At 65.8% G+C, this 26,123-nt stretch carries 19 protein-coding genes; 5 read left to right on the top strand and 14 right to left on the bottom strand.

Going from position 1 to position 26,123, the window contains the following annotated elements:
• The first annotated feature begins 196 nt into the window (after positions 1-196).
• The 5 genes from CXZ10_RS09640 to dmeF all read left to right on the top strand — a co-directional run bounded on the left by CXZ10_RS09640 (position 197) and on the right by dmeF (position 5,358).
• Entirely contained in the window at positions 197-1,714 is a 1,518-nt protein-coding gene (locus tag CXZ10_RS09640; protein WP_101289011.1) for a sugar ABC transporter ATP-binding protein, read from the top strand.
• A 27-nt stretch (positions 1,715-1,741) separates the two neighbouring features.
• Complete coding sequence (locus CXZ10_RS09635; protein WP_101288922.1) at positions 1,742-2,806, top strand: ABC transporter permease; 1,065 nt, start codon at positions 1,742-1,744, stop codon at positions 2,804-2,806.
• A 101-nt stretch (positions 2,807-2,907) separates the two neighbouring features.
• The gene (locus CXZ10_RS09630) at positions 2,908-3,966 is read left to right on the top strand and encodes a substrate-binding domain-containing protein (protein ID WP_101288921.1); all 1,059 of its coding nucleotides are present in this window, start codon (positions 2,908-2,910) and stop codon (positions 3,964-3,966) included.
• A 190-nt stretch (positions 3,967-4,156) separates the two neighbouring features.
• Positions 4,157-4,429 (top strand): metal/formaldehyde-sensitive transcriptional repressor, encoded by a 273-nt coding sequence (locus CXZ10_RS09625; protein ID WP_101288920.1) that lies wholly within the window; start codon positions 4,157-4,159, stop codon positions 4,427-4,429.
• Positions 4,430-4,437: 8 nt separating this feature from the next.
• On the top strand, positions 4,438-5,358 hold the full coding sequence (gene dmeF, locus CXZ10_RS09620; protein WP_101288919.1) for a CDF family Co(II)/Ni(II) efflux transporter DmeF: 921 nt from the start codon (positions 4,438-4,440) through the stop codon (positions 5,356-5,358).
• Here the strand turns inward: dmeF and CXZ10_RS09615 are convergent.
• The 14 genes from CXZ10_RS09615 to CXZ10_RS09550 form a co-directional block, all read right to left on the bottom strand.
• Entirely contained in the window at positions 5,340-7,049 is a 1,710-nt protein-coding gene (locus CXZ10_RS09615) for an ABC transporter ATP-binding protein (RefSeq protein ID WP_101288918.1), read from the bottom strand. The two genes, dmeF and CXZ10_RS09615, sit on opposite strands and share 19 nt — an antisense overlap.
• 111 nt (positions 7,050-7,160) lie before the next feature.
• Positions 7,161-8,012, bottom strand: coding sequence for an aldo/keto reductase (locus tag CXZ10_RS09610; RefSeq protein WP_101289010.1), 852 nt, complete (start codon positions 8,010-8,012; stop codon positions 7,161-7,163).
• Positions 8,013-8,077: 65 nt separating this feature from the next.
• Positions 8,078-9,007: an aldo/keto reductase gene (locus tag CXZ10_RS09605; protein ID WP_101288917.1), complete on the bottom strand. Its 930-nt coding sequence runs from the start codon at positions 9,005-9,007 to the stop codon at positions 8,078-8,080.
• 183 nt (positions 9,008-9,190) lie between these two features.
• The gene (locus CXZ10_RS09600) at positions 9,191-13,114 is read right to left on the bottom strand and encodes a translocation/assembly module TamB domain-containing protein (protein WP_101288916.1); all 3,924 of its coding nucleotides are present in this window, start codon (positions 13,112-13,114) and stop codon (positions 9,191-9,193) included.
• Between the two features lie 11 nt (positions 13,115-13,125).
• On the bottom strand, positions 13,126-15,027 hold the full coding sequence (locus CXZ10_RS09595) for an autotransporter assembly complex protein TamA (RefSeq protein WP_180335929.1): 1,902 nt from the start codon (positions 15,025-15,027) through the stop codon (positions 13,126-13,128).
• A 225-nt stretch (positions 15,028-15,252) separates the two neighbouring features.
• Positions 15,253-16,320, bottom strand: coding sequence for an ABC transporter ATP-binding protein (locus CXZ10_RS09590; RefSeq protein ID WP_101289009.1), 1,068 nt, complete (start codon positions 16,318-16,320; stop codon positions 15,253-15,255).
• Between the two features lie 5 nt (positions 16,321-16,325).
• Positions 16,326-18,260: a glycoside hydrolase family 127 protein gene (locus tag CXZ10_RS09585; protein WP_101288914.1), complete on the bottom strand. Its 1,935-nt coding sequence runs from the start codon at positions 18,258-18,260 to the stop codon at positions 16,326-16,328.
• A gap of 20 nt (positions 18,261-18,280) precedes the next feature.
• Positions 18,281-19,144 (bottom strand): carbohydrate ABC transporter permease, encoded by an 864-nt coding sequence (locus tag CXZ10_RS09580; protein ID WP_101288913.1) that lies wholly within the window; start codon positions 19,142-19,144, stop codon positions 18,281-18,283.
• Positions 19,141-20,061 carry a carbohydrate ABC transporter permease gene (locus CXZ10_RS09575; protein WP_101288912.1) on the bottom strand — a complete coding sequence of 307 codons (921 nt, stop codon included), beginning with the start codon at positions 20,059-20,061 and terminating at the stop codon, positions 19,141-19,143. Before CXZ10_RS09575 ends, CXZ10_RS09580 begins: the two co-directional genes overlap by 4 nt.
• A gap of 144 nt (positions 20,062-20,205) precedes the next feature.
• A complete protein-coding gene (locus tag CXZ10_RS09570) occupies positions 20,206-21,447 on the bottom strand; it encodes an ABC transporter substrate-binding protein (protein ID WP_101288911.1) in 1,242 nt (413 codons plus the stop codon).
• A 48-nt stretch (positions 21,448-21,495) separates the two neighbouring features.
• On the bottom strand, positions 21,496-22,518 hold the full coding sequence (locus tag CXZ10_RS09565; RefSeq protein WP_101288910.1) for a LacI family DNA-binding transcriptional regulator: 1,023 nt from the start codon (positions 22,516-22,518) through the stop codon (positions 21,496-21,498).
• A gap of 328 nt (positions 22,519-22,846) precedes the next feature.
• Positions 22,847-24,313: an FGGY family carbohydrate kinase gene (locus CXZ10_RS09560; RefSeq protein WP_245412975.1), complete on the bottom strand. Its 1,467-nt coding sequence runs from the start codon at positions 24,311-24,313 to the stop codon at positions 22,847-22,849.
• Positions 24,310-25,269: a transketolase family protein gene (locus tag CXZ10_RS09555; RefSeq protein ID WP_101288908.1), complete on the bottom strand. Its 960-nt coding sequence runs from the start codon at positions 25,267-25,269 to the stop codon at positions 24,310-24,312. The genes CXZ10_RS09560 and CXZ10_RS09555 overlap by 4 nt, the downstream gene beginning before the upstream one ends.
• The gene (locus CXZ10_RS09550) at positions 25,269-26,117 is read right to left on the bottom strand and encodes a transketolase (protein WP_101288907.1); all 849 of its coding nucleotides are present in this window, start codon (positions 26,115-26,117) and stop codon (positions 25,269-25,271) included. Before CXZ10_RS09550 ends, CXZ10_RS09555 begins: the two co-directional genes overlap by 1 nt.
• Between the last annotated feature and the right edge of the window lie 6 nt (positions 26,118-26,123).

Here is a 26,123-nt window from a genome sequence, read left to right as displayed (position 1 = left end):
CTCCATCCCTCGCTACCAACCCTCCGCCACGACGCTTTGTCGCTCCTCATGCTGGCAGAGGTTGTTGGAGGTGGAAGTTGGTCTGGTTTTCGTCATTTGTCAAGATAGATTGACAATTGACGTTTTGGTGGCTAGGTTGCCGCCATCGGGTCTGGAGGAGGCCCTCTGCCAAACATCCGTGGAGGCGGTTTTCGGCATGACAGAACCAGGGAGGGAGGTGATCCGCATCCGTGGGCTGAACAAGCGTTTCGGCAGCACGCATGCGGTCATCGACGTCGATCTCGACATAAAGCGCGGCGAAGTGCTGGCGCTGATGGGCGCCAACGGCGCCGGCAAGTCGACGCTGATCAAGATTCTCTGCGGCGTGCATCCGGCCGATTCCGGTACGATGGAGATCGACGGCGAGATGGTGGACTTCCGGTCGCCGCTCGAAGCCTGCGCCGCCGGTATCCACACGGTTCACCAGATCATCAACGACGGCGTCGTGCAGCAGCTGACCGTCGCCGAAAACCTGGCGCTCGACGAGATCTGCCGGCCCGAGGGACCGATGCTTCTCAGCCGGGCGGCCATTACGGCGCGGGCGCGTGGCATTCAGGCGATCCTCGGCCTCGACCTGCCGCTCGGCAAGGCGATGAGCGAACTCGGTCAGGCCGAACGGCAGCTCGTCGCCATCGCTCGCGCCCTGTCGCACGATCCTAAGGTGCTGATCCTCGACGAACCGACATCGTCGCTATCGGAAGCGGAGGCGGCCCGGCTGTTCGTGTTGATCGAGGATCTCCGGGCGCGCGGTGTGGCCATCGTCTACATCAGTCACCGCATGTCCGACATCCGTCGTCTCGCCGACCGGGCCGTCGTCATGCGCGATGGCCGGGTCCGTGCCGAGTTTATCCGACCGCTCGACTTCGACGGCATCGTCCACGCCATGGTCGGCCATCGCGTCAGCGAAGGCGCCCGCGCCGCCGTTGCCGGTGGCCGGACGGTGGTCGAAATCCGCGACTTCGCGATCACGCCGACGTCTGCACCCTTCGATCTCGATCTCCACGAAGGGGAGGTGGTGGTGCTGACCGGTCTGATCGGCGCCGGCAAGACGGAGTTCGCCGAGTGCCTGTTCGGCACGGCCACGCCTTTTGCAGGATCGGTGATGATCGACGGCAAGCCGCTCCGCGCCGCCTCGCCGCAGCAGGCCATCGCCGAAGGCGTGTTCATGGCGCACGAGGATCGGGGTAATTCGTCGCTGGTCGCCGAGTTCTCGGTGCTGCACAACATGACGCTGCCCTTCCTCAGGCAGTTCTCCAAGCTGTCTCTGGTCGTGCCCGACCAGGAGCGCCGGGCGGCTACCGGACAGGTTTCCGATCTCGCCATCAAGTGCGCCTCCATCGACGTGCCGATCGGTTCGCTATCCGGCGGCAACCAGCAGAAGGTCGTGCTCGGCCGCTGGCTGATCCAGCCTTGCCGGCTGCTCATCCTCGACGAACCCTTCCAGGGCGTCGACATCGGCGCCCGCCAGGACATCGGCCACCGCTTGCGCGAAACGGCCGCCGGCCGAGCGACGCTGGTCATCTGCGCCGATCTGGAGGAGGCGACGGAAATCGCCGACCGCATCATCGTGATGCGCGACTTTTCGGTGGTCGGCGGTCACTCGATCGATGGGCTGTCGCTCGACGCCCTGGTCGCGGAGATCAGCGGCGCCGGCACCCACGCAACCTTCGCCTGACGCTTTCAGAGACAAAAGGCTTTCATCATGAGCACCCCCTCGTCGAATCCGGCTCCCAATCCGGCCGCGCCGGCGGCCGCCGTGCAGACCGGCACGGCGAAGCCCGCCTTCTCCTTCAAGGACTTTGTCATCAAGTTCGGCCTCTTGATCATTCTGGCCGTGATGGTCGTCGTCTTCTGGCGCCTGGAGCCGGCTTTCGCCAACGCCCGCAACATGTTCTCCATCCTGCAGGCGGTGTCAGTCACGGCGCTGCTGGCGCTCGGCGTCACGGTTACGCTGGCCATCGCCGGCTTCGACCTGTCCATCGGCTCGACGGCGGCCATGTCGCTGATGGCGTCGAGCTACGTGATGGTGATTCTCAATCAGGGCACGCTGCTCGCCGTCATCGTCTGCCTGCTGCTCGGCGCCTTCATCGGCTTTTTGAACGGCGTGCTGATCGTCAAGGGACGCATCCCCGACCTTCTGGCGACGCTCGGCATGATGTTCCTGCTGCTCGGCCTGCAGCTCATTCCGACCGGCGGCCGCTCGATCGCCAAGGGCATGACCTTGTCCGACGGCTCGGCGGCGACGGGTACCTTTACCGACGCCTTCCTGGCGCTTGGCCGCTACCGCCTGTTCGACCTGATCCCCCTGCCGGTGATCATCATGCTGGTGGCCGCCGTGATCCTCTGGGTGTTCATGGAGCGCTCGCGCTACGGCCGCGTGCTCTATGCCATCGGCGGCAATGAAAAGGCCACCCGCCTCGCCGGCGCGCCGGTCGAGCGCTACAAGATCGCCGCCTACATGATCTCCGGCCTGTTCGCCTCGATAGGCGGCATCCTGCTTGCCGCCCGCGTCGGCCGTGGCGACGTTACCTCCGGCTCATCGCTGCTGCTCGACTCCGTCGCTGCCGCGCTGATCGGCTACGCCGTGCTGGGCGCCAAGAAGCCCAACGTATTCGGCACGGCGGTCGGCGCGCTGTTCGTCGGCACGCTGCTCAACGGCCTCACCATGCTCAACGCCCCCTACTACGCGCAGGACTTCGTCAAGGGCCTCGTCCTTGTCTTCGCCCTGCTCTTCACCTTCGGCTTCGCCTCCTCGCAGCGTCGCTGAGCCGGCTTCGGCCCAATTGGAAAACGCGAGGTAAGCCGCGGCGCGCGGAGGAGGCGCGTCCCGGAAAAGGTCAATGGAAACGTCATTTGAGGAGTGAGAAAATGACTATCGACAGAAGGACATTTCTTGCCGGCCTTGCCACTGCCACGGTGGCCGGCGGCCTGCCGCTCCGTGCCGCCTTTGCCGAGGGCATCGCCGGTGCCCCGGGCATCGTCGGCGAGCGCAAGATCAAGATCGCCCTGGTGCGTTATCTTTCCACCGGCGACTTCTTCCAGTTCTACCTCGCCGGCGTGACGCGCCAGGCCGAGGCGCTCGGCTTCGACCTGCACGTGCTCGACTCCCGCCAGGACGCGGCGCTGCAGGCGGAAATGCTGCAGCAGGCCATGAACCTCGGCGTCGACGGCATCATCCTGCAGCACGGCCTGACCGAGACGCTGAAGGACCCGGCCGCCCAGGCGGTGGAGGAAGGCTTCAAGGTCGTCGCCTTCGACGTCAACTGCGAGAACCAGGCCATCCCGCAGATCGAGCAGAATGACCGCGAACTGGCCCGCCTCGCCCTTGAGCAGGCGATCGTCGACAATGGCGAGAGCTTCAAGGCCGGCTACGTCTACGTGCCGGGCATCGCACCGCTCGACCGTCGCGACGAGACCTGGCAGGCCTTCAAGAAGAAGTATCCGGGCATCCAGGAAGTGGCGCACTGGGGCACCATGAACAACCCGATCGCCAACTCGGTCGCCGACCAGACGGCCGCAGTGCTGCGCGCCAACCCGGACATCACCGTCATCTTCGCGCCTTATGACGAGTTCGCCAAGGGTGCCAAGACCGCCGTCGACGAGGCCGGTCTCAGCGAGAAGATCAAGATCTACTCGGCCGACATTTCGACGCCGGACATTTCGGCCATGGTCGAGGACAAGAGCGCTTGGGCGGCTTCGGCGGCCACCTCGTCGGCCGTCGTCGGTGAGGTCTGCGTGCGCACGCTGGCGCTCCAGCTCGCCGGCGTCGACACCGGCCAGCAGGTGGTGGTGCCGCCGACGTTGATCACCCGGCAGATGCTTCTTGAGAAGGGCATCAAGAACATGGACGATCTCGCGGCCAAGCTGCCGCAGTTCTCCAAGGCCGACGTCTCCATGGCGCCCTGGATCCCCGAGCCGAAACGCTGATCGGCTTACCTACAAAGCAACGGACCGCTTCTCCGCAAGGGCCGCTCCGAAATCGGGGTGGCATGCAAGACAAGGCCGGCATCCCCCACGGGGGTGCCGGCTTTTTCCATGGAAGCGTCCGACTTACAATGAGCAGCTGGTGGCACTTGCCATCGGCTCATATCTGTATAGGATAGGAGGGTATCCTATCATGCACACCACGACAAACAAAAAACCCTTGCTCGCTCGTATCCGGCGTATCGCCGGACAGGTCGCGGCGATTGAGAAAGCGCTGGAGGACGAGGCGGACTGTGCCGTCGTCCTGCATCAGGTGGCGGCTGTCCGCGGGGCCGTTCTGGGCCTGATGGACGAACTGATCGAGGGGCACCTTCGCGAGCATGTCGCTCGCCCCGGCATCGACGATGCAACGCGGACGGCAGCGGCCGACGAGCTGATGGATGCCATCCGTCGCTACGGAAAATGAGGCAGGCAATGCAGCAGCCCGATGCAGGCGGGGTGGTTCACGACCACGTCTTTCTCGGTCACCATCACGAACGCAACACCCGACGCGTACTTTGGGTCGTTCTTCTGACGCTGAGCATGATGATCGGCGAGATCATTGCCGGCCTGGTGTTCAAGTCGATGGCGCTGCTTGCCGACGGCTTTCACATGGCCACGCATGCCGGAGCGCTGACGGTGGCGGCCGTCGCCTATCTTCTGGCCCGGCGCTATGCCGGCGAGCGGCGGTTCACCTTCGGCACCGGCAAGATCGGTGACCTCGCCGGCTTTGCGTCGGCGTTGATTCTCGGTCTCGTGGCGCTGGGCATCGCCATCGAGTCCGTCTTTCGTTTCCTCAACCCGCAACCGGTTGCCTTCTCCGAGGCGACGGCCGTCGCCGTGCTCGGCCTCCTGGTCAATCTCCTGAGCGCCGTTCTGCTCGGTCCGGACCATCATCATCACGATCACGACCATGCCGAGCATGGCCATGACAACAATCTCCGCTCCGCCTATGTCCACGTGCTGGCCGATGCCCTGACCTCGGTCCTTGCCATTGCCGCGCTGCTGGGCGGTCGCTTCCTCGGCTGGATCTGGCTCGATCCGGCGATGGGGCTGGTCGGCGCAACGGTCATTGCCGTCTGGTCGTGGTCGCTGATGCGGGCGGCATCGTCGGTGCTGCTCGACATGGCCGATCCCCATGTCGAAGGCGAGATCCGCGAACTGGTCGAGGAGAAGGCTGGTGCCCGCATCGTTGACCTGCACCTCTGGCGGGTCGGCCCGGCCGGCCATGCCGCCATCGTCTCGGTGATCGGCGACGACGCCGAGGACGTGCGCCGCCGTCTCCGCCCGGTCCACGAGATCGTTCACCTGACGGTGGAGGCCCGGGAGCCGGTTCCTCAGCCTCCCGCCGCGTAGAGGCGCGCGTAGCCGCCACCGCGCTTCAGGAGATCGTCGTGGCTGCCCTGCTCGGCGATACCCTCGGCATCGACGACGACGATGCGGTCGGCATTGTGGATGGTGCTGAGCCGGTGGGCGATGACCAGCGAGGTGCGACCCTTTGCGAGCTCGGCCAGCGACGCCTGGATTTCGCGCTCGGTGGCCGTATCCAGCGCCGAGGTCGCCTCGTCGAGGATCAGGATCGGCGGGTCCTTCAGGAACATGCGCGCGATGGCGATACGCTGTTTCTGGCCGCCGCTAAGCTTGACGCCGCGCTCGCCGACAATGGTATCGAGTCCATCGGGCAACTCTGACAGGAAATCGCCAAGCTGTGCCCGCTCGGCAGCGGCGGCGATGTCCGCCTCCGAGGCGTCGAGCCGGCCATAGGCGATGTTCTCGCGGATGGTGCCACCGAACAGGAAGACGTCCTGCTGGACGATGCCGATCTGCCGCCTAAGCGAGGCGACGGTCATGTCGCGGATGTCCATGCCGTCGATGGAGATGGCGCCCTCGGTCACCTCGTAAAAACGCGGCAGCAGCGAGCAGAGCGTGGTCTTGCCGACGCCGGATGGCCCGACGAAGGCGATCGTCTCACCAGCGGCTATGTCGAGGTTGATGCCGGAAAGCAGCGGCCGGTCGCCGCCATAGGTGAAGCCGACATCCGAAAAGCGCACATGCCCCCTGAAAGGCGGTGCGACGATGGCCCCGGGCCTATCGGCGATATCCGGCTCGGTGCCCAGGAACTCCAGATAGCGGCGGAAGCCGGCGATGCCCTTGGGATAGGTTTCGATCACCGCGTTGATCTTCTCGACCGGCCGGAAGAACACGCCGACCAGCAACAGGAAGCCGACGAAGCCGCCAGCCGTCAGCTCACCCGTCAGCACAAGACGGCTGCCCGCGATCAGCACGACGAGCTGCACGAGCCGCATCGACAGGAAGGATAGCGCGTTCGTAGCGGCCATCATCCGGTAGGCAGCGAGCTTGGTGGTGCGGTAGGCGGAGTTGTCGATGGCGAACAGCCGGCGCTCGTGGTCCTCGTTGGCGAAGGCCTGCACCACGCGCATGCCGCCGACGTTTTCCTCGATGCGCACGTTGAAGCCGGCGACGCGGCCATAGAGCTGATGCCAGTTCTCGGTCATGCGGCCGCCGTAGCGGGCGGTGATGAAGGCGACGGCCGGCACGATGGCGGCGGTGATCAGCGCCAGCTGCACATTGACCGACAGCATGAGAAGGAAGGCGCCGAAGAAGGTCATCACGGCGATGAACAGGTCTTCCGGCCCGTGATGGGCGATCTCGCCGATTTCCTCGAGATCCTTGGTCAGCCGGGCGACCAGATGACCGGATTTCTGATTGTCGAAATAACGGAAGGACAGCTTCTGCAAGTGATCGAAGCTGCGCCGCCTGAGCTCGGTCTCGATGTTGATACCCAGCATGTGGCCGAAATAGACCACGATGGCGTTGAGGCCGGCGCTGAGCAGATAGACGACCAGGAGCGCCAAGGCCGCGACGACGATCAGCGTCCAGTCGGCCGACGGCAGCAACTGGTCGATGTAGATCTTGACCGCGAAGGGAAAGCCGAGTTCGAGCAGGCCCGCGACGACGGCGCAGGTGAAGTCGAGCAGAAACAGCGCACGATACGGGCGATAATAGGAAAAGAACGTTTTGAGCATGGGGCGGAGAATGCCCCATCCCGTCTCGGCGCGAAAGGCTTGGCTGCTCGAACCATGCCGACGGCGGCGATCTGTGTCGCCGCCGCATCGGTCACGATGCGTTGCGAGCCGTTACGCTGCGTTGAGCTCGGCCAGCTCGGACGCGCTGAGCGTGAGGCCGGCGGCCGCCACGTTCTCCTCGAGATGCGCCACGCTCGACGTGCCGGGGATCGGCAGCATCACCGGGCTGCGCGCCAGCAGCCAGGCGAGCGCCACCTGGCCGGCCGTGGCGCCATGCACCCTGGCGATGCGATCGACGAGGCCACCGGGCTGGGCCAGCCTGCCGGCCGCGAGCGGGAACCACGGGATGAAGCCGATGCCGTTCGCCTCGCAATAGGCGAGGACATCCTCACTGGCGCGGTCGGTCAGGTTGTAGCGGTTCTGGACGGTGGCGACCGGGAACACCTTCCGCGCCGCCTCGATCTCGGCGACCGACACCTCGGACAGGCCCGCATGGGCGATGATGCCCTCGTCGATGAGCTGGCGCACCGCGCCGAACTGGTCGTCGCGCGGGACCTTCGGGTCGATGCGGTGCAACTGCCAGAGGTCGATCTGCTCGGCGCCGAGTTTGGCGAGGCTCTTCTTGGCCTGCCCGATCAGATAGTCGGGCCGGCCGTTCGGCGTCCACTGGTCGGGACCGCTGCGGGTAAGGCCGCCCTTGGTGGCGATGAGCAGGCCCTTGTAGGGGTGGAGCGCCTCGCGGATCAGTTGCTCGGAAACATCGGGACCGTAGCTGTCGGCAGTGTCGATGAAGTTGACGCCGATCTCCGGCAGTCGCCGGAGCGTGGCGAGCGCCGACGCTCGGTCGGCGGGCGGTCCCCAGATGCCCTTGCCGGTGACGCGCATGGCACCGAAGCCCAGGCGATTGACGGTGAGGCCACCGATTCTGAACTGACCGGAAAGGCTGGCATCGATCGTGCTCATCATCTTGTCCTTTCGCATGGTGAAGGGCGCGCGGCGGCGGAACGGCTCCACCGCCGCAAATGTCATCAGGGAACGATGTAGCCCGCCGCCGTGAACAGCCGATACCATTCCTCGCGCGACAGCGTCACGCCGGCGCCGGCCACGCATTCCCTAACGCGGTCGGGGCGCGTCGTGCCGAGCACCACCTGCATCTTCGCCGGATGGCGGGTGATCCAGGCGACAGCGATGCCCGTCGGCGTCACGCCATGGGCGGCGGCGATCTCATCGAGCGCGTCGTTGAGCGCGGCGCAGTTTTCGCGGTCGCCGATGAACGGCCCGTCGAAGAAGCCCCGCTGGAAGGGCGACCACGCCTGAAGCGTCATGCCTTCCTTGCGCGAATAGTCGAGGAGGCCGAGGTTGCGATCGACCGACTGCTCAAGGCCGGCCATGTTGATGGCAACGCCCTGGGCGACCAGCGGCGCATGGGTGATCGACAGCTGCACCTGATTGACCAAGAGCGGCTGCTTAACCGCCGTCTTCAGGAGCTCGATCTGGCCCGGTGTCTGGTTGGAAACGCCGAAGTTGCGCACCTTGCCGGAGGACTGCAGCTTGTCGAAGGCCGAGGCGACCTCTTCCGGCTCGACGAGCGCATCGGGGCGGTGCAGCAGCAGCACGTCGAGATAGTCGGTCTTGAGTGCCTTCAGCGAGCCGTCGACGGCTTCGAGGATGTGCGCCTCGGAGAAATCGAAGAAGCCCTTGCGAATGCCGGCCTTGCTCTGGATGACGATTTTCTCGCGCTGGGCCGGCGTCAGCTTCATCGCCTCGCCGAAGCGCTTCTCGCAGAGATGCAGCTCGCCGCCATAGATGTCGGCATGGTCCATCATGTTGATGCCGGCATCGAGGGCGGTGTTCACCAGGGTTTGGATATCGGCGTCGCTCATCTTGGCGATGCGCATCAGACCGAGGATGACGGAGGAGACCGAAAGGTCGCTTCTGGGAATTTGATAGGTTTGCATGGCTTGCCTTTGATTTGGCGCGCTCGCCACCCGTGCGGCGGCAGGACGAACAAAAGAATGAAACGATTCGGACGATGCGCCGCTCTTGGTCATCCGTCCAACAGATTAGGAAGATGCCATTGATCGCCTGCGCAAATAACGAATGTTGAAGGCTTCGGCACGCGCTCCTCGGTCGCGCGGCCGTCAGTATTCCTTCTCGAAATAGACGCCGGCCTTCGACTGTTCCTGCGTCGCCTCGGCCCTGACTTTGACGTCGTCGGTAATGTCGAGATTGACCGACACGCCGCTCCGGCCGCCTTCACCGGCGGTGACGCCGAGATAGACGCGCTCGGTGATATAGCGGCCGGCCGTCACCGCCGCGTTTCCCTCTGCGTCGGTGTTCACGTCGAGATCGTCGAGGCCGACGCCGGCACGCAGGCGGTCAAGAATGCCATTGCCATTGCCGCCGCCGGCGAGCTGGGTCACCGCCTCTGCCAACTGGGCGATCTGCACGGCGGAAAGGTCGGAGATCGAGCGCTTGAACAGGAAACGGGCCAGGATTTCGTCCTGTGGCAGCTCGGGCGAGGACGAGAGCACGATGCTCGGATTGTCGGCATAGCCTTCGACGGTCGCCGTGACGGAAATCGATTCCGACGTGGTCGTGGCCGACAGGGAGAGATAGGGGTTGAGGTCGCCCTGAAGCGTCACGGTGCCCTCTGTGAGATTGATGCGCTGGCCGATCACCAGCACGCGGCCGCGGATCAGCGTGAAGCTGCCCACCGGCTGCACGCCGGCAAGCGTGCCGCGCACCGTGAGCTGGCCCCCGAGTTCGGCGTCGATGCCGCGCCCGCGCACGAACAACTGGCGCGGCGCATTGACGGCGACGTCGAGACTGACGGAAAGGCCGCCGCCCGACTTTGCCCGGTTGCCGCCGGCCGCCTTGTTGATGCGCTTTAGCGTGGCATTGACGTCGGCGGGTGTGTTCCTATGTCGAACCTCGATGGGCGCCGGCGCGCCGCCGCCGCCCTCGGGCACGGTGATCTCGGCGCGCACGACGTCCACCCGACCGGTAACCGTGAGGCCGTTGGTCATCGAACCGGTGACCGCGAGCGATGCCCCGAGATCGGCGGTGACGATCCGGCCATCGGTGACTCGCGCCCGGGTCGCGGTGACGCGGACATCCACCGGCAAGCCACCGGTCAGGCCGATGCTGCCGGTAGCCGATAGACGGCCGCCGCCTCTGATCGTGGCGCTCGCCCGTTCGATACGCACGCTGTCGCCGGATAGCTGGAGCGCCACGTCGATGGCGTCGAGCCGCATGGTGGTCAGGGGATCGGCCACCGATGCGCCGCTCACCGTCACGCGGCCGGAAAGGTCGGGAGACGCCAGACTGCCGCCCACCGTCACGGCGGCAGCGGCGGTGCCGGTCAGGCGGGTGCCGCGCGCGGCGACGAAGGGTTGCGCCAGCGCCAGCGGCAGATTGCCGCGGACGTCGACGGCAAGGCCGCTGCCCGACAGCGGAATGACGCCTTTGGCCTCGGCGCTGAGCCCGGCGGGGCCGGTCAGCTTGGCCGCAGCGAGGGTTACCCTATCGCCTTCGAGTCGGCCGGAAGCCGTGGCAGTCAGGCTAGAGACTCCGGCGGCGGTGAGCTGCGGCGCGGTGATGCCGTCGGCCTTGACGGTAAAAGCGGTGGCCCCGCCGTCGCTCCTGGCGGTGCCGTTGACGTTGGTCACGCTGGCAGCGGCAGTCGCAACGCCCTTGGCGGCAAACCGACCGTCGATCTTCGGTGCGCCCAGGAGGTCGGCGATGGCGGCATTGATATCGGCCGATGCAACCCGGTTGCCGGCGAGGGCAAGGTTCGCCGCCTTGACGTTGGCTTTGGCCGACTGCTGCGCGCCGTCGGGCGAAAGACTCACGTCGGCCGAGAGTTGGCCCGTGACATCCATGAGAATGAGCGGCGCAATGGCCGAGAGGTCGGGCGAGTCGACGACGAGCCGACCGTTCATCAGCCCCTGACCGCCGAGCGCCACGTCGCCGGTCACACGGGTATCGGCGACGGACAGAGCAAGGCCGTCGATCCGGCGGGTGCCGTCCTCGGCGCTTGCCAGACCGGCCGAAAGCGTCAGTGGCTTGCCCTTCACCCGGCCCGTCCCCTTGACGGAGCCGTTGAAGGCGGCCCCGTCGAGTTTTCCGGCAAGGTCTATCGCCAAGGTCTCCAGGGCATTGCCGGCCAGTGTCAGCCGATCGGACGAAAGCCGCGCCGTCAGGTCGAGCGGCCCCCCTTCGCCCCGGAGCGACAGCATGAGACCGGCCGCGCCCTTGGCCTTGGGCTCGACGCGGCCGACATCCGGCAGCGTCAGCGTTGCCGTGATGTCGGTGTGCTCAAGGGCGTGACTGCCGTCGGCGGTCAGCGTCAGCGCCGGATTGGCGATCTTGAAGTTCTCAAGTTTGAGGCCGGACGTATCGCGGGCAACACGGCCTGTCAGCTTCGTCTCGCCGGACAGCAGGCTGTCGAGCCGGGGGATGCCGGCCATGAGCGCGTCGACATTGCCGTCGAGCGTCAGGTCGAAGGCGCCGGTCGTCGGAACGAGCGTGCCGCTGGCCGAGAGGTCGACGCCACCCTGAAGCGGCCGGCCGGCAAGAGCCGAGAAGGGAGCCAGCGAGGGGGCCGACAGCGTCTCCTGCCCTTCGATCTGGCCGTTCTCCACCTGCCCGGTGAATGACGCTTCGGCGGTCGGGGTTGCGAGTTTCAGGGCTTCGATGGCAAGCGGAGCCCCGGCCATCCAGCGACCCGAGCCGGAGAAGGAGAGTTCGCCGCCCACGGCTTCACCAAGGGCTGCGTCTGTGAAGCTGAGGCCATTCGAGCCGCCGCTGAGAGTGAAGTCGATGCGGCGCTTCTGTGGATCGGCGAGATCGGTGGCGGCACCGCGACCGTTGATCGCCAACGCTCCGGCACTGAGGCTCGGTGTCGACAGGCCTTCAGCAGCAAGCTCCAGGTTCCAGGCTCCGCCATGTCCGAACGAGAAGCGGAGTCGCCCTTCGCCAAGCCGCGTCATGGCACCTTCGCCGCCAAGCGGCAGGGCGCCGTCTTTGCCAGCGAGGCGAGCGTCGATGTCGATCGCCGTCGGGAAATGGTCGGCGGCAAGCGCCGCCGAACCCTGCAGCGTCAGGACCGGGGCGACGAGGGTCAGCTTGTCGATGACAACAGGACCGGCATCGTCGACGCGGCCCGACAGATCCAGAGTCGAGCGACCGGCGAGATAGATCGCATAGTCCGGCTGCGCCAGGGCGGCGAGATCGCCGCCGAGCGCCGAGCCGAAACGATAGCCGGCGCCGTCGCGAGTGATGGTGGTGCGGCCGGCAAGCCGGTTGACGCCGTCGGTGGCCAGCGTCAGGTCGGCGGCAAAGTCATCGAGCGGGCCGGAGCCCTTCAACGTCAGGGCGACCGACGGCCGGCCAGGCAGGTTGAGCAGGCTGGCCATAACGCCGCCCGCCGGTTCCTCGGCCTTGAAATCGAGATCGAGCGTCTTGCCCTCGGCGGCATAGGCCGCCTTGAGCATCAGCTCACCCGGCTTGCTGTCGGTGCGGCGCACCGCAAGATCGGCGTTGAGCGAACCACCTGCAAGATTGGCGGCGGCGGTGACGGCGAGATGCGCTTCCTCGCCCAGCACGGGGGCAGCGAGGATGACATTGGGAGCCGCGAGGCGCCCGACGTCCACCTCCACCGGCAGATCCGGCAGGCTGAAGCCCTCGCTCGCCGCCGGGTCGACCGTCTCGGCCGGCAGCGGCTTGCGGATGACCTCGATCTTGTCCGCGTCGAGGCTGTCGACGTCGAGCCGCCCCCCCAGGAGAGCCAGACGGCTCCAGACGAGGTGAACGCCTTCGATCCGGAGCCAGACTCCTTCGCGGTCGGATATGGTGATCGAGGCGAGGCGGACGTCAGACGACAGCGCGCCATCGATGGCGCCGAGCTCGATCTTGCGGTCCGGCGTCGAGATCTTCTCCTCGACGAAGCGGACGAAGGCGCTTTTCTCGGCGCTGTCGTCCTCTTGCGCGCCGGCCAGCGTCAGGGCGAGCGGCGCAATGACCATGACGGAAAGGGCGAGAAGGGCGGCTCTCATTCTCATTGGTCGCCTCCTCAGAAGCTCTGGCCGAGGCCGATGTAGACGCCGAAGGTGGAATCGCCCGGTTCGGGATCGAGCGGCATTGCCACGTCGAGCCGTATCGGCCCGAGGCCGGTGTAGTAGCGGATGCCGGCACCGGCGGCGAGCCGCAGGCCGCCGGAGAAGTCGGGGTAGCTCGACGCGAAAGCATTTCCGGCATCAACGAAGCCGACGACGCCGAAGCTGTCGGTCACCTTGGCTCGCAGTTCCAGCGATCCTTCGAGATGCGACAGGCCGCCCGTCACCACGCCGTTTTCCTTGGGACCGAGGCTGCGATAGGCATAGCCTCGCACCGACGAGCCACCGCCCGCATAATAGAGGCGGCCGTTGGGCATTTCGTCGATCGGCGCTCCCAGGATCGACCCGGCGGCGAGCCGGCCGGCAATGACGAAGCGCCCCTCGCGATCAACTGGCAGATAAGAGGCCACGGAAGCGTCGAGGATGGCGCCGGCATTGCCGAAATTCGCCTCGTAGAACGGTTCGACGCTGGCCTTGGCGTTGAAGCCCTCGTGCGGATCGGTCTTGTCGTCGCGGCTGTCGTAGGTGAGGCCGAGCGGGAGACCGGTAAACAGGAAGTTGTCCGTACCCTGCGAGTCCTCGTCGCGCGAGGCGGTGACGCCGAGGCCGACCGAGGCGGCGAGTTGCTCGGTAATGGCGTGGCTGAGCCCGACCCTCACCGTGATGGCCGTCTCGGTATAGGTGTCGGGCGTCTCCCGCGTCGCGCTCAGTTCGGCCGTGAAGTCGGTGAACGGCGTGATGACGCCCGGCCGGGTGAAGACCGCCGAGAGATCGTAGTTGAAATCCTTGGGGTCGACGCCGGCGATGCCGTTGACGGCGCCCGACAGCTTGAGGGATTCGGCATGTCCCCAGAGGTTGCGGTGCTGCCAGTAGGCCTCGATGCCGGCGCCGTCTTCTGTGGCGTAGCTAACGCCGCCGCCGATCACCCGGAGCGGCCGTTCGGCGACGTTGAGCGTCAGCGGCAATTCGCCGTTGGGTCCGAGCGTCTTGGCCTCCTCGATGCGCTGGCTGGAGAACACCTGGAGACGGCGGAGGTTCTTCTGCCCGCGCTCGATGACGGCCGGGTCGTAACGCGTGCCCGACTCGATGCCGGTCATCCAGGCGGTATACTCGGGGTTCATGCGGCTGGTGCCGGTCACGGCCAGAGGCCCGAAGGTGGCGGCTGGTCCGGGATCGATGGTGATCTCCACGTCGAGCGTCGAGCTATCGTGCTGGGCGACCGTGTCACGCTTGACGATGCTGGCCAGCGGATGGCCGCGCCGTCGCCAGGCGTCGATCAAGAGCTTTTCAGACCCCGTCACGGCGCCGGCCCGCGCCGGCTCGCCGGCGGCGAGGCCGATCTCGGCCGGCGTCGACTTCTTGAAGTCGGCATCCTCGGGACCTGTGGGCGGCGCCCCGGCGATCTCCACCCTGCCGAAGCGGAAGAGGGGGCCCGGCGTGACGCGCATCGCCACTGCCACGGGTTGCGGCAGAACGGCATCCGGCGCGAGGGCATCGGGGTCGCGGCCGTCGACGGTGATCTCGACGGCGCCGCCATAGTGTCCCGTCCGGTAGAGGGCGGCGGTGATGCGACCGTATTCGGCGTTGACGCGACTGAGGAAGGCGGCCGTCGAGGGCGGCGGCGTTTCGTCGCGGCCGCTCCAGAGCGCCGAGGCGGCGAGCACGGCGGCATGCAGGTCGTCGTCGGCGCCGACCGTGTCGATGGCAATCGTATAGCGCTGGGCGTCGGGGGATATGTCGGGATCGGGCTCCGCCTCGAAGAAGCGATGGCCGAAAAGCTCGAAGGCGGTAGCGTCGTAAGGGCACAGCGAAGTGGAAAGCAGCGATGCCGCAATGGCGACAAAACGGGCGCTGCCCAAGGGTCTTTTCCTCCCTGTCGCCCGCATGTAATGCCCCTTCCCACTCACACAACGCACGACGTCCGGGTCGGTACCGGCACCTCGTTCGGGAAGATTAGAATAAATTGAGGTTACCGAACAGGAAAGATGACAATCACCGCAATTCGTCCCTCTCTCGAGGCCGACAAGAAAAGGCCCGCGAGGGGGAGCGCGGGCCGAGTTGCCTCTCAGGTGTCGGAGAAGAGGTTAGCGGATGCGCGCGCCGCTTTCGTTGAAGATATAGCGTCGGTTCTCCGGGCAGCCCAGTGTGATGGTATCGCCGGAACGGACGTCCGGCCCGTCCCGATATTCGACGATCAGCGGCTGGCCGTCGGTGAGCTGGCAGTAGAGGTAGCGCGTGCCGCCCAGGTACTCGAGCACGTCGACGCGCGCCATGATGCCATCCGTCGCTCCAACGATCAGGTGCTCCGGTCTGAGCCCGAAGGTCACCTTGTCGCCGGGAACGAGGCCCGCGCCGGAGATCGGCGCGGCTTCGACCTGTCCGGCGATCTCCACCTTGCCATTGCCGCGCCAGACGGCATCGAGCAGGTTCATGCGCGGTGAGCCGATGAAGCCGGCGACGAAGGCGTTGTCGGGATCCTCGTAGACCGTGCGAGGTGGGCCAGCCTGCTCGACGCGGCCGTCGCGCAGCACGACGATGACGTCGGCGAGCGTCATCGCCTCGGTCTGGTCGTGCGTCACGTAGATCATGGTGTTGCCGAGCTCGCGGTGCAGCCGGGCGATCTCGACACGCATGGAAACGCGCAGTTCTGCGTCGAGATTGCTGAGCGGCTCGTCGAACAGGAACACCTCCGGCTGGCGCACGATGGCTCGGCCGATGGCGACGCGCTGCCGCTGGCCACCGGAAAGCTGGCCGGGACGGCGGTCGAGAAGCTGCTCGATCTTCAGGATGGCGGCCGCCGCCGCCACCCGCTCGTCGATCACCGCCTTGTCGGTGCGCTGCATCTTGAGCCCGAAGGCCAGATTGTCGCGCACCGTCATGTGCGGGTAGAGCGCATAGCTCTGGAACACCATGGCGATGCCGCGTTGCGAGGGATCGACGTCGGTGACGTCGCGGCCCTTGATGGCGATCTCGCCGTCGGTCACCTCTTCGAGCCCGGCAATCATGCGCAACAGGGTCGACTTGCCGCAGCCCGACGGACCGACGAACACCACGAAGGCGCCATCGGGGATCGAGAGGTTGACGCCGTGGATGACCTCCATCGAGCCGTAGCTCTTGCGCACCTCGATGAGCTGAACGCCGTTGTCCGACATGGCGGTCACACCCCGCTCTTCTTGAGGCCGCCGCGCATCCACACCAGCATCTCGCCGGGCGCGCGGTTGTCCCAGAGGTGGTAAGGCACGAAGCGAACCTTGGCGGGTTGCGTCGCCGGCGGCGTTTCGCGGTAGAGCGAACCCTCGAACCCGGTGCTGACGTCGCGCGTGGCCTCGACGTCGAGCGCAACGGCACCGCCGAGCGCAGCCACCTCGCTCTCTACGGCGCGAGCCGGGTCGCCCGTCACGGTGAGCGCGTTGAGGCCTTCGCCGTTGTCGACGCCCTCGGTGCAATAGACCAGCGGTCCGCGCATCAGCGCGAAGCGGCCGGTGTCCTGACGGACGCGCGGATCGGCCCAGAGGGCGCGCGGGATAAGTGGCAGTTCCAGGTCGATGACTTCCCGGCCGGTCCACGCGTGTTCGATGCGAGCGTACCCATCCACCATGATTGAGGCGAGGTCCACCGCCCCTCCGTCGATCGAAAGCTTGGCGCCCTTCGCCCAGCCGGGAATGCGCAGGGAGATGGCAAAGCGCGTCGGCTTCTCCACTTTCAGCGTCAGCCGCACGGCTCCGTGCCAGGGATAGCGCGTGGCCTGGCTGAGCTCGATCTTGGTGCCGGCCACCTCCGCCTTCACCGAGCTTTCGCCGTAGAGGTGCACGGCAATCTCGTCATCGGCCACCGCGTACATGTAGGAGCCGATGGAGGCGACGAGACGGCCGATGTTGGGCGGGCAGCAAGGGCAGCGGTGCCAGATCCAGCGGTGATGCTTGCCGGCGCTTTCCAGCGGGTTCTCATAGAAGAAGGTCTTGCCGTCGAGCGACAGGCCGCTGAGCGAGCCGTTGTAGAGTGCGATCTCCATGATGTCGGCGAAGCGGCGGTTGGGGCCGCGGCCCAGCATGCGGTTGGCCCAGAACACCAGACCGACCGACGCGCAGGTCTCGGCATAGGCGCTTTCGTTCGGCAGGTCGTAATAGTCGGTGAAGCCCTCGTTGGACGCTGCCGGCCCGATGCCGCCGGTGATATACATCTGCTTGGTGACGAGATCGTCCCAGAGCGTATCGAGCGCCGATGTCAGCGTATCGTCGTTATACTCGGTCGCGATGTCGGCCATGCCCGAATAGAGGTACATGGCGCGCACTGCGTGTCCCACCACCTTCTTCTGCTCGCGCACCGGCTGGTGGGCCTGGTTGTATTCGTAGCTCTTCTGAATGAAGTCGGCCGGGTCGCGACCATCACGGATGGCTTCCTCCGTGAAATAGTGTGGCTCGGTGCCGCGTTCGTCGATGAAATACTTGGCGAGATCGAGATATTTCTTCTCGCCGGTGACGCGCGCCAGCTTGACGAGCGCCAGCTCCACCTCCTCGTGACCGCAGTAGCCGGCGATCTTGCCGGGGCCATGGCCGAACACCGTGATCATATAGTCGGCATAGCGGCACATGATGTCGAGCAGCTTGCGCTTGCCCGTCGCCTGATAATAGGCGACGGCACCCTCCATCAGATGGCCGGCGCAGTAGAGTTCATGGAAGTCGCGCAGGTTGGTCCAGCGTCGGCCCGGCTGGACGCGCTGGAACCAGGCGTTCAGATAGCCATCGGCGTCCTGCATCTTCTCATAGAGATCGATGATCTTGTCGACCCGCGCTTCCAGCTCCGGGTTCGGCCGGCGATAGAGCGAGAAGGCCACCGTCTCGATCGACTTGCCAAGGTCGCTGTCCCAGAACATCTGCGTCGAGCCGCCCCAGGGCTGAAGAGGAAGCACGATGCCGGGGCTGGGCTGGGTCGTATCGATGGCCCGCACCATGCCCGCCTCGACGCAGCGGTCGAGCAGAGTTTCGGCCGTGGCTGCGCAGACGGCATCCTGACGGGCGCCGAACAGACCACCAAGCACGACGGACGGCACGGGGACGGGGCGGAACTGACGGTCTTTCTTGGTCTTGGTCATGATCGGTTTCCAGTGAGGGATCACTTCACGGCGCCGGCCATCAGGCCGCGCATGTAGTAGCGTTGCAGGAGCAGGAAGACGAACAGGCAGGGCACGCTCATCACGGTGACGCCCGCCTGGACGGCGCCCCAGTCGATGGCGCCGAGCCGGCCGGCACGGACGGCCGAGATCAGGATCGGCAGCGTGAACTTGGAGTTGTCCGACAGCAGCACCAGGGCGGCCAGGAACTCGTTCCAGGAGTTGAGGAAGGCAAAGATCGCCACGGTGACGATGCCCGGCAGCACCAGCGGCAGCAGCACGCGCACCAGCAACTTGAGGTCGCGGGCGCCGTCGATGCGGGCGGCCTCCTCGATCTCCTTCGGCACCGCGTCGAAGGCGTTGCGCATCATGAAGACCGAGAAGGGAAGCTGCAGCGTCACGTAGACCAGCGTCAGGCCGATCAGTGAGTTGTTGAGTCCCAGCTTGGCGAGGATGATGAACAGCGGCGTCAGGATCGACTGGAACGGGATCATCAGCGTGGCGATGATCAGCACGAACAGCGCGTTCTTGAACATGAAGCGGTAGCGTGAGAAGCCGTAGCCGGCGAGAAGACTCACCACCACTGTGAGTAGCGCCGTGCCGATCGCCACCGCTGCCGAGTTCAGCGTGTGCTGCCAGACGCCGGCGCCGAAGCTGTCGAGACCACGATAGGCGTCGAGGCTGAACCCTGTCGTCGGCCACGGCGGGATCGGCGGCAGCCGAGCTTCCGTGCCGTGACGGAAGGACGAGAGGATGGTGATGGCAAACGGCGCCAGGAAGAAGATGGCGAGCAGAATGCCAGTGCCGTGGTAGCCGCCGGCGCCGAGCAGGGCCCGGCGGGCGCGGGCCTCTTTCTTGCCAGTCATGGCCGCTCCTCCCCGACGCGCAGCAGCCAGAGCTGGAAGATGCTGATCAGCACCAGGATCACCAGAAGGCCGAGCGACATGGCCGCGCCGTAGCCGAGGTTGAACGACACGAAGGACTGGTTGAAGATGTAGTAGACCACCGAGATCATCTTGTTCTGCGGCCCACCGGCCGTCATGATGTAGAACTGGTCGAAGGCGAGGATCGAGCCGGTCACCGACAGGATCAGCGACAGCGCCATGGTCTTCCGCATCAAGGGCAGCGTGACGTAGATGAAGCGCTTCCAACGGTTGGCGCCGTCGATGCGCGCCGCTTCGCCGAGTTCGGTCGGGATCGCCTGCAGGCCGGTCAGCAGGATGATCATGGTGAAGCCGGCAACCTTCCAGACCACCATCAGGCAGATGATGAAGAAGGCGCTGTCGAAACTGGCGAAGAAGTTGGTCTTGAGGTCGACGATGCCGAGCCAGGCGAGCAGCGGGTTGAGAAAGCCCGCGTCGACGTTGGCGAACCACACCCAGAGCAGCGACGCCGAGGCGAGGCCGACCACTACCGGCATGAAGATCGCCGTCCGGTAGACGCCGACCATGCGCCGCTGCCGCTCGACGAAGATGGCGAGCGGGAAGGCAAGGGCGAAGATGGCGATGGTGATGATCACCGTATAGTAGGCGGTGAAGCCGAGCGCCCCGTAGAACCGGGTGTCGGACAGCATCCGGATGTAGTTGCCGAGGCCGATGAACTTGGGTGCGCCGAGCAACGGCCACTTGTGCAGGCTCATCCAGAAGGTGAACAGCACCGGCAGGATGAAGAAGACGATCACCAGCGCCATGGCCGGCGCGATGTAGAGAAGGCCCTTCCACTGCGATCGGCGCTTGGGGCGCGATCGGCGGGCGGGGCGAGATAGGCTTTCGGCGAGGGTCATCGCTGCCGCTCTTCTGGTCATTCGCCTGCAAGGTGGCGGATGGTCGAGATCAAGGGATCGGGCGCGAGCGGGCCGTAACGGGCCGGCGGTGGTCCGAGGGAAGGCCGGCCGGAAGGCGCTTCCGGCCGGTCGGTCGCGAGGCCCTTACTGGGCGTTGTCGATGATGCTCTGCATCTCTTCCTGGGCGGTGGCGAAGGCACCGTCGACATCGTCGCCGAAGATGGCGGCGTTGGTGAACGAGGCCCACGGACCGTTGGCGCTGTTGATCAGGTCGTTGAACTGCAGCGTGTAGGGCGTCTTGGCGACGGCGATGGCATCGACGCCGACCTGCATGCGCGGATCGAGGTCCTTCAGCACTTCGCCCGCGAGATCGGCACGCGTCGGCAGGCTGCCGTATTTGGCCATCACCTTCTGCCCTTCGAGCGAATAGGCATATTCGAGGAAGTTCTTGGCGATGGCGGCACGCGGCGAACCCTTGGTGATGACGAAGTTGTCGCCACCGGCAAAGGACGAGGTCTTGCCGTCGACGCTCGGGATCAGGCTGACGCCGAAGTGGATGTCCGGATGCTCGGTGACCAGCGTGCCGATGGCGAAGGCGCCGAGGTTCTGCTGGCCGATCTTGCCGTTGGTGATCGACAGGAAGTTGGTGCCGGTATCCGAGGCGGCGCCCGGCGGCACGACGCCTGCCTTGACCATGTCGCGATAGTAGCCCACCGCCTTGCGCATCTCGGGCGTGTCGAGCGTCGCGGTCTTGCCGTCCTCCGACAGGATGTCGGCCCCGGCGCCCCAGGTGAGCGGCATGAAGGTGAAGATCATGCAGCCGCCACAGCCGCCGCCGGAGAAGTAGAAGCCATAGGTGTCATCGCCGAGGGCGCGGATCTTCTTGGCGTTCTCGGAGATCTCTTCCCAGGTGGTTGGCGCCTTGTCCGGATCGAGTCCGGCCTTCTTGTAGAGGTCCTTGTTCCAGGCAAACACCGAGGTTTCGACCGACAGCGGCAGGCCGTAGATCTTGTCCTCATAGGTGCCGAGCTTGACGTGGCTCGGCGACAGCGAGGTGAAGTAGGGCAGGGCCTTGGCCCAGTCGGTCAGATCTTCGAGCTGGCCGGCTGCCGCGAAAGCGGGATTGTAGATCAGGTCGAGCGACAGCGCGTCCGGCGCCTGGCCGCCGGCAATGGCGGTGGCATATTTCTGCACCAGCTCGGAGAAGGGAACCTCCGTCATCTGGATCTTGTCTTCATGGCTGGCGTTATAGGCCTCGACCAGCTTGGTGAACGAGGCGCCGATACCGCTGCGCACCCACATCTGCAGCGTTTCGGCCTGAGCCGCGCCTGCGGCAAAACAGAACGTGACAAGGCTGGCCGCGGCCAGCAGCTTACTGGTTTTCATTGCTCTCTCCTCCTAAGCGGGTTCCTCTTCCCGCGACAATTTCGGCTGTCAGGCCGGCGGCTCCAGGCCTCGGCACGACTGGCGCAGCACCAGCGAGCAGGGCAGCTTGCGAATGCCGGGCTGCACCTCGCGCCCCTCCGACATCGCCAGCACCAGTCGCCCGGCTTCCCGGCCAAGCGTCTTGAGGTTCATGTCCACCGTCGTCAGCGGCGGCCGCGTCTGCGCCGCCACGATGTCCCAGTTGTCGAACCCGACCACGGCCACGTCGTCCGGCACCCGGATGCCGCGCTCGCGAAGACCATCGACCACGCCGCGGGCGATCTGATCGTTGCCGCAGAAGATGCCGTCCGGCTTGTCGCCGCCACGGTCCCAGAGCTGCGCCACCGCCTCGAGCCCCCAGGCTTCCGACCAGACGCCGTGCAGCACTTCCGGCGGCCCGTCGATCGCGGTGCGATAAGCGTCCGCGCGCTCGCGCACCGACTGGAAGGTCTTGGGCCCGGTCACGTGAACAATCCGGCGGCAGCCGGCGTCCATCAGGCACCGGGTCGCCAACCTAGCCCCTTGCTCATCATCGGAGCGCAGCGTCACTCCATCGACCGGCCCTTTGGTAAAGGCGTAGACGACCGGCACCGAGAGGCCGGACAGATCCACCGGCAGTTGCCTGTCGAGGCGCTTGCCGGAAGCAATGATGCCGTCGACACTCTTGTCGAGCATGGCGTCGACGTGGACGCGCGCCCGCTCCGGGTCGTCCTCGATGGCGCACAGGAACACCGACACGCCGTGTCCGACCAGTTCCTCCGAAATGCCGGCCATCACCGGCAGGGTGAAACGGCCGTAGGTATCGTTGGTCAGAAGGCCGATGGTGAAGCTGCGTTTGGTAATCAGCCCCCGCGCCAAGGCGTTCGGCCGAAAGCCGACCTCCTGCGCCACCTTCTTCACCCGCTCCCGCGTCTCCTCGCTCATCCGGCCGCTGCCGTTGAGCGCCTTGGAAGCGGTCGAGATCGACACGCCGGCCAGCGCTGCCACGGTGTGGATGGTGAGCCGTCCACGCTTGCCGCCGATGGTGTTCAGTTTTCCCTCCCGCTTGGTTGAGGGTGAGAAAACCTTTTCTCTTAGGTGAAGTCAATATGAGAAAACATTTTCTCAAGGCGCGATCGCTAGCAGATGCATTGAGAAACGGCTGCGCAGCCATCTGCTTGGCATTGCTGGATTTCATGCGCGTCGCCCCGTCGGCAAGGCAGGGAAGGGCGGAAGAAGGGAACGCCGGAGGCTAGACTAAAAGATGAGGACCGAAGCCCGCTTCGGGTGGCTGATCTGGGAGGGATGGGCAAGAAAAAAGCGGCGGAGCGTCCCGTCAGGTTCGCTCCGCCGCCTTGTTGACGCTTGGTTCCGCTAATCGTCAGGCCAAAAGATGAACCATCGCCTTGCGCCAGCCAGCGAGATGCGCCTCGCGTGTCTCGTCCGGCATGGTCGGCACGAAGCGCGTCTGCCCTTCGCCGCCGCCGGTCATGGCGAGCCCGAGTCCATGGAAAGCCACCGAGGCGGCACCGAGGGCGCTGACTTCGGGGAACTTGCCGCGATTGAGCGGGCGGCCGAGGATGTCGGCCTGAAACTGCATCAGGAAGTCGTTGCGCGAGGCGCCGCCGTCGACCGACAGGCCCGAAAGCGGGGTGCCGATATCCGCTTCCATGGCCGCGAATACGTCGGCCACCTGAAAGGCCACTGCCTCGACGGCAGCGCGTGCCAGATGCGCCGGCTCTGTGCCGAGCGTGAGCCCGGAGATCTCGCCGCGCACGTCGTTGCGCCAATGCGGCGCGCCGAGACCGACCAGTGCCGGTATGAAGGTAACGCCATTGCTCGAGGGGACCGTCATTGCAAGATCGGCCAGAGCGCCGGCATCCTTGAGACCAAGCAGCGAGGCCATGAAGGCAACCGTCTGGCCGGATACCGAAATATTGCCCTCGAGAGCATGCCATACCTGGTCGCCGAGGCTCCAGGCGATGGTTCCGGAGAGCCCGTGCCGCGAGCGGACACGCTTCGGAACCAATGACATCAGCGACGTGCCGGTGCCGTAAGTTGCCTTGACGGTGCCGGGCTTTCGCACGCCGTGACCGAACAGGGCGGCATGCGAGTCGCCGATCATGCCATGCACGGGGATGCCCGCCGGGAGGGCGGTGACATCGGCGACCGTTGCGCCGAAACGACTGTCCGACGATTTGACCTCGGCCAGCATTGCCTTGGGCACGCCGAACAGGTCGCAGAGGTCGTCGCTCCAGGCAAGTGTCTCGGTATCGAAGAGCTGGGTTCGGCTGGCGTTGGAGTGATCGGTGGCGTGCACTACACCGCCTGTGAAGTTCCAAAGGAGCCAGCTGTCGATGGTGCCGGCACGGATGGCGCCGGCGGCGGCCCTCGCACGCCCGTCGGGAATGCGATCGAGGAGCCAGGCGATCTTGCTCGCTGGAAACAGCGGATTGATGCCGAGGCCGGTGCGGGATTCGACGAGGTCGCCATGTCCTGCGGCGATCAGCGCCTCACAGACCGCCGCGGTGCGCCGACACTGCCAGATCACGCAGGGAGCGAGTGGCTTGCCCGTGGCGGCATCCCAGACGACGATAGACTCGCGTTGGTTGGAAACGGCCAGTGCCGCGATGTCAGGTGCCCTTGGATGGGCAGCCAGTTCGTCGACTACCGCCCTCACCGCCGTCCAAATGGCGTCGGCCGATTGTTCGGCCCAGCCGGGTTGCGGATAGTCGACGGTCATCGGCCGGGAGGCGGAGGCGATCACCGCTCCTGACCGGTCAACGAGCAGAGCCTTGGTGTTGGTTGTCCCCTGGTCGATGGCCAGGACGAGCGTGTTGTCCATCATCGCCCCTTGCGGCTGATCGCCTTTCGCGCGGCGGCGGCGATGCCGGCGGCGGTCAACCCGAAATGATCGAACAGGAAATCGACCGTACCCGTCGGCACGAAGCCGGGGAAGCCCAGCATTTCCATCGGCACAGGCCGACGAAGGGCAAGCGTCTCGGCCACGGCTCCACCGAGGCCGCCGCGCACGCTGGCCTCCTCGACGGTGACGATCGCGCCGGTGGCAGCGGCATCGACGATCGTCTCGATATCGAGGGGGTTCATCCAGGCCATGTTGACGACGCGTGCCGACACGCCGTCTTCGGCCAGCTTCTCGGCCGCGCGAAGCGCCTTGTGCAGCATGACGCCGTTGGCGAGGATGGCGACATCATCGCCGTCCCGCATCACCTCGGCCTTTCCCGGCTCGATGCGCTCGATCCGGTGCTGAAGCGCAGGCACCGGATAGCGGCTGACGCGGATGAACACTGGCCCTTCATAGGCAGCGGCGAAGCGGACGGCCTCGGCTGTTTCCCAAGGGTCGGAAGGCACGATGGTTATGAGGTTGGCGAGCGGCCTCAGCCAGGCGAGATCCTCGATCGAGTGATGGGTCGGGCCAAGTTCGCCATAGCCAATGCCGGGCGACTGGCCGCACAGCTTGACGTTGGTGTTGGAGTAGGCGACGTCGGCCTTCACCTGTTCGAGCGCCCGTCCGGTCAGGAAGCAGGAGGCGCAGGAGACGAAGGGAATGCGGCCGCCATTGGCAAGACCGGCGCCGACGCCGACCATGTTCTGTTCGGCGATGCCGACGTTGACGAGGCGCTCGGGCCAGCGCTTCTTGAAACCGCCGAGCTTCGAGGAACCGACGCTGTCGTTGACCACGGCGACCACCCGGTCGTCGGCCTCGGCCAGCGCCTCGAGTGTCTTGGCGAAGGCGTCGCGACAGTCGTAAAGTCCCTCGACGGATTTGGTGGCGGCCGACATCAGATAAGCTCCTTCATCGCCTGGGCGAACTGTTCGTCGGTGGGAACGCCGTGGTGCCAGGAGACATTGTCTTCCATGAAGGACACGCCCTTGCCCTTGATGGTGTTGGCGATCACGCAGAGCGGCTTGTCGCGGCCGGCGGGATCGGCTCCGAGCACGTCGAGCAAGGCGCCGTGGTCGTGGCCGTCGATCATCTCGACGTGGAAGCCGAAGGCCCGCCATTTGTCGTCGAGTGGATCGAGGCTGTTGGTCTCCTCGGTGCGGGCGCCCTGTTGCAGGCGGTTTCGGTCGACAATCACCGTCAGGCGGTTGAGCCTATGGTGACCGGCCGCCATGGCAGCCTCCCAGTTGGAGCCCTCCTGCAACTCGCCGTCGCCGGTCAGCACGAAGGTGCGATAGGTTCTGGCCGACAGCTTGCCGGCGATGGCAATGCCGACGGCGACAGGCAGGCCGTGGCCAAGCGGCCCGGTGTTGGTCTCGATGCCCGGCAAATAATTGCGATTGGGGTGGCCGTTCAGCATGGACAGCGGCTGCATGTAGGTCTTGAGCTGGGTCTCGGGAAAGAAGCCGGCCTGGGCCAGCACCGAGTAGAAGGCGCCGGTGCAGTGGCCCTTGCTCATGATGAAGCGGTCGCGATCGGGGTGACGCGGCTCTTTGGGGTCGTAGCGCATGACGCCGAAATAGAGCGTCGCCAGAATGTCGGCCGCCGAGAAATCGCCGCCGGGATGGCCGAGCTGGGCCTCGTGGACCATTGTGAAGGCGCTGCGGCGGATGCTCAGCGCCCTGGCACGGACCATGTCGATCCTGTCGGCGCCGGGAGCCGGCGCCGGGGCGGTTGAAAGGGACATTTCATG

Source organism: Pleomorphomonas diazotrophica (assembly GCF_002844595.1).
In the GTDB taxonomy this organism is placed as follows: domain Bacteria; phylum Pseudomonadota; class Alphaproteobacteria; order Rhizobiales; family Pleomorphomonadaceae; genus Pleomorphomonas; species Pleomorphomonas diazotrophica.
The sequence above is the reverse complement of the archived record's forward strand: the minus strand, read 5'-3'. Positions and strand labels throughout refer to the sequence as shown.